At 40.5% G+C, this 5,123-nt stretch carries 4 protein-coding genes; 3 read left to right on the forward strand and 1 reads right to left on the reverse strand.

The features are described 5' to 3' along the window. The 3 genes from AAC037_RS19465 to AAC037_RS19475 form a co-directional block, all read left to right on the forward strand. Positions 1-1,111, forward strand: a 1,111-nt coding sequence (locus AAC037_RS19465) for a TonB-dependent receptor (RefSeq protein ID WP_339904950.1), incomplete at its 5' end; no start/stop codon positions are given. Between the two features lie 8 nt (positions 1,112-1,119). Next, positions 1,120-2,553 (forward strand): RagB/SusD family nutrient uptake outer membrane protein, encoded by a 1,434-nt coding sequence (locus AAC037_RS19470; protein ID WP_339904951.1) that lies wholly within the window; start codon positions 1,120-1,122, stop codon positions 2,551-2,553. Beyond that, positions 2,553-2,954 carry a hypothetical protein gene (locus tag AAC037_RS19475; protein WP_339904953.1) on the forward strand — a complete coding sequence of 134 codons (402 nt, stop codon included), beginning with the start codon at positions 2,553-2,555 and terminating at the stop codon, positions 2,952-2,954. The genes AAC037_RS19470 and AAC037_RS19475 overlap by 1 nt, the downstream gene beginning before the upstream one ends. A gap of 108 nt (positions 2,955-3,062) precedes the next feature. Here the strand turns inward: AAC037_RS19475 and AAC037_RS19480 are convergent. Then, positions 3,063-5,123 (reverse strand): FG-GAP-like repeat-containing protein (locus tag AAC037_RS19480; RefSeq protein WP_339904955.1); only part of this gene is annotated, 2,061 nt, incomplete at its 5' end.

A 5,123-nucleotide genomic window follows, 5' to 3' on the forward strand; every position in this document is an offset into this window, starting at 1 on the left:
TTCATTTGGGGGTAACCAAACAGTGGGTGCAGCTCAAACCAGGATTCCCAATCTAAACATTACATGGGAAACAGCTCAAATGACCAATATTGGATTGGATTTAGGCTTTTTGGACAATCGCCTTTTGGCAAACTTTAATTACTTTATTAAAGACACCAAAGACATGCTAATAGCTCCGCCTACCATTGGTTCTATCGGTACTGCCCAAATACCCAATCAAAACCTTGGAGAGCTTAGAAATAAGGGGCTTGAAATGGAGGTTTTGTTTAGAGAGACGCAAGGAAAATTAACTTATAGTATCAGCGGTAATGCTTCATTTATTCAAAATGAAGTTACCCAATTGGTAGATGGCAATTTTATCGGGTCCAGACTTTATGGAAGATCCAGCCAGGAATTGTCCAGAACCTATGAAGGTTCACCCATTGCAAGTTTCTATGGTTGGAGAGCAGATGGTCTATACCAAACTACAGAAGAGATCCAAAATGATTCCAATATCGCTAATGATCCTAGAAAATCTGCCGGATTGATTCAGCCAGGTGATGTTAAGTTTTTGGATCTCAACGATGATGGTTTGATCGATGAAGAAGACAGAGAGATTATTGGAAATCCACACCCTAAAGTCGTTTATGGCTTAAATGCTCAGTTGGGATATGGAAATTTCGATTTTAGCTTATTTTTCCTTGGTAACGCAGGCTTTGATATTTACAATGCTGACAGAATGCAGGGAATTGATCCTACCTATCCATTTAATATGTATGCCGAGACCATCAATAGATGGAATGGCGAGGGAACCAGCAATGAAATTCCAAGAATGACTACCAAAAGGGATAACCTAAATCATAGAGCTTCGGACATGTTTTTAGAAAAGGGAGATTTCTTGAGGTTAAAGAATATTGTATTGGGATATACTTTACCTGATCCAATTACTAGCAGGTTGGGTATTTCCAAGGCAAGATTTTATGTGACAGGACAAAACGTATTTGTCTTGACGGGCTACTCCGGAATGGACCCGGAATTGGGTTATACGGATGGAAACCTGCAGTTGAATGTAGATTATGCGCAATATCCACAATCCAGAAGCTGGACCATCGGTACAACAATAACTTTCTAATCAAGCTTATGAAAAATATAATTCAACTTCTTTTGTTGCTGGTATTATTTACTACAGCATGTGATGACAATATACTAGAGACGACTCCTTATGGCCAATCTACCTCCTCTCAGTTTTGGAGAAATGGGGAAGATGCAGTAGCTGCTGCCAATGCCATGTATGAGCCGCTAACTGTGGAGGACTTTTACGGGCATGCAGAGCATACCTTTGATATTCCTTCTGATGATCAATTCAGGGCAGGGGATCATGGGGAAGATCAAGCCATTGAGTCCTTTACGTTTGATGCCGGTAACCCGCAATTGTACTATAGCTGGAGGCATAAATATGAAGTAATATCCAGGGCCAACGCAGTGTTAATTAATGTTCCTGATATTACCATGGATCAAACCCTGAAGGATAGAACATTAGGTGAAGCCTATTTTCTTAGAGGTTTTATGTACTGGAGGTTTGCCGTAATTTATGGAGGTGTACCTTTAATTTTGGAAGAGGACGTCCTAGCCAATAACTACAATAAGCCCAGGGCAAGCTTGGACGAAACCTTTGCACAGATTGAATCAGACTTGATGGAGGCGGCAAATCTTCTTCCAGCCACACATGGTTCAGATGATTTGGGTAGACCTAATAAAGGTGCAGCTAATGGATTACTGGCAAAAATGTTCCTATATAAAGAAGAGTTTGATAAGACCATTTCCTATGGACAAATGGTATTGGACGGGCCATATCCTCTAGCAGATGATTTTCAGGATAACTTCCGTGTAGAAACGCAAAATAATCCGGAAGTTTTGTTTTCTATTCAAAGTCTTCAAGGATGGAGGGACAACACCCATATCATCTATTCCACACCTAGGCCATGGGGTGGTTGGGACTTTCATGAACCGGTGCAAGACCTGATAGAAGAGTTTGAAGAGGGTGACCCTAGGTTAGACTATACCGTTTACAAACCCGGGGATATGGTGGACTTAGGAGGAGACAAAGGCCTTACTGAATACACAGCAGATCTTTCTTCCACTGGCTATCATTTCAGAAAATACTCCTCATGGAATCCTCAAGGAGGGCTAAATATGAGCCATAATAACCCTATTCTTAGGACAGCTGATGTATTGCTTTTGGTGGCTGAAGCCAAGATTAGATCAGGCCAAAATGGAGACGCTGAAATCAATGAGGTAAGACAGCGTGCCGGTAGAGAGCTTTTGTCCAATGCAACGATGGAAGATTTAATCCATGAGCGTAGGGTAGAGTTGGCAGGTGAAAACCAAAGGCATCAAGACCTTATCCGCTGGGACAAGGCCAATTTGGTGGATATTGTGGCCATTTATAAAAAAGATTTGGGTCCTTTAAAACCACCAAGAAATTTCGAAAGGCCTAAGCATTATCTATTTGCTATACCTCAAAGAGAAATTGACTTGAGTAATGGGGTATTGACACAAAATCCAGAATACTAATGGTGAATAGGACAATGGTCTTCCTATTTGTTTTGGCTTTGCTAATGTCCTGTGGTGCCAATACCGAGCAAAAAATCATTGGGGAATGGAAATTGGATTCGGCTTATTATCATTATAACCAATTCAATTTTTCCAGTGATGGTTGGCATCAGGATGAGCGATACACATTTTTACCCACTGGTGAAACCATCACCAGTGCGGTAAATTCCTCCATTCGAAACAAATATGCCATAGAAAACAAGCACCTTAATTACTATGATGAAAAGGGCAACCTTGTCAATATATATGAGATCCTTTCACTTAGTGACGAAAATATGGTTTTGAGAGTGGAGAAAAAGCCCTTGTTTAAAGGCGCAAATCAAAATAGGTTTGAAGTCCGTTATTTTTCCAAAGTCAACTGAATGAGAAACTAAAATCCGTAAAAGTTTAAAGCCTAGAGAATGGGCTTTAAACTTTTACGGATAGATTTATAGTTTTAAAAGTACCTTCAGATGTTGGGGGTACTTTTTTTATTTTGACCACCCCTCTAATTGAATAGTTTTAATGGAATTCCCATCAGCATCAAAATATTCAACCTTTTCAAGACCTATCTCAGGAAAAATAGGGTTGGACCCTTGACTCAAGTAGCCAGATCCATGATAAAATTCTACCAACCTTTTTATGCCATCCTTAAAAGATAGAATTGCTTTAACTGAGCCACTGACAGGAGGCAAAGGCATGAGGTTTAATCTCTTATTGGGTAAACTTAGCCATTGTGAAGGTTGGTTGTTTTTAGCTGCCAAATACAACAATCCATATTCTTCTCCTAGGAAAATGGGAACCAGACTTCGGACATCCCCCTTCAGTTGTAGCATTTGATCCTTTATTAGAAATTCGCCATTGTCCAAATACTCCAACCTTAAGCCATATCCGGCATCATATTGTCCTGTAATTACCTCTGTTTGATGAAAATTTCCAGCCAGCAAAATTTCCATCCTGCCATTTTCATCAAAGTCCCCTGCATCTATACCAAATATGGGCGACACCTGGGCAATATTAGGTAATGGGATATTGTCAAAGCCTTCCTCGCCCTTATTGATCAAAAGGATGGAAGAAAAGGTCTTGGCCTCAAGTTTATTTTCTGTACTGTCCAGGTAAGCTTGTCCAAGCAAGCTGCTTAAAGTGGCTTGTGCATAACTATGGTAATCATTGAATTTTTTCTTCAACACAGGGATTTGTTGGAAAATGTCATCTCTGGGATGCATCGGGTATCTTTTGCCATCTTCTATATAGGAAATGATGGCCTCACTTTTCCCATTCTTATCGAAATCTGCCCAGTGAATCTTTAGTGGGTGGGTTTCAGTACTTTTGTACCTACTGTTTAAACCTAGGTTGCCAATTATATAATCGGTTTGGCCATCTTGATTGATGTCTGTCCCTATTATACTGTTCCACCAGCCTGTGCTCCCTTCCAAACCTGGGATATTTTCCTTCAAAACCAAGCGACCTGACTGATTCTCAAAAAGTGTAATTTCCATCCATTCTCCCACGACAATCAAGTCTGTCCAATTGTCTTGATTATAGTCGGTCCATAGGGCAGAAGTGACCATGCCTATATTTTCTAAACCGGGAGCAATTTCCCCAGCAACTTCCCTGAATTGCCCCTCGTTGTTCTGAAGCAATTGAGATTTGCCTGGCATTGGGTAATTATTGGGAGCCAATCTACCTCCAACAAACAGGTCCATATCTCCATCCTTATCAAAATCTGCTCCGACCACTGCTGAACTGCTAGCAAAAATTTCAGGTAGTGCCATGGGGTCTAAGCTAAACTTTCCCTTTCCATCATTGATATATAACCGATCCTTGTAAAACTTGGATCCGGCTTCAAATTCGTTTCCCCCTGAGGCAATGTATAGGTCTTGGTCTCCATCTGAATCAGCATCAAAAAAAAGTACCCCCATGTCTTCGTATTGAGCATTTTCGATCAATAGCGTAAGGCTGTCAAATCCTTCGCCTCCATTATTGAAAAATAACTTTCCCGATTGACCATAGGCACCACCGATATAGAAATCTTCCAGTTTATCACCATTGATATCAGCAACAGCTATGCCCGGCCCTAATTGGGAATGCTTGTGAGGTAACAAAGGTTGTAGGTTGAAATCTGCATAAAACAACTCGCGATGCTCGAATGATGGAAGAGACTTGTTAGGGTCTTCTTCTATTTTAAAGGGGCGGTTATTTGCCTTTATTTGCTTTGCATTAATAGCCTCAGGATTATAAGAAATATTGAGGACTTGATTGGCTGGGATGGAGGATAATTTTTGGTAGTTGCCATCCGGCCATTGGATCAAAAGGGAGTCAACGGTATGCTCTAGACCCAATCCAAAATGAATGGTTTCACTAACCGAAGACTGATAGCCTCTGCTTAGGTAATGTTCATAATATTGAACCTCTCCCTTGCTATAAAGATTGATTTTAGCACCCAAGGCCTGTAAATTTCCTTTTTTGCCGGTAAGCCTAATTTGCAGGAAATTGTTGTTTTCATCCGGATGGCCATTGTTTTTATAAATGGAAGCTTTACTGTAGGTATT

The sequence above is a fragment of the uncultured Cyclobacterium sp. genome, from assembly GCF_963976465.1.
Lineage (GTDB): Bacteria > Bacteroidota > Bacteroidia > Cytophagales > Cyclobacteriaceae > Cyclobacterium.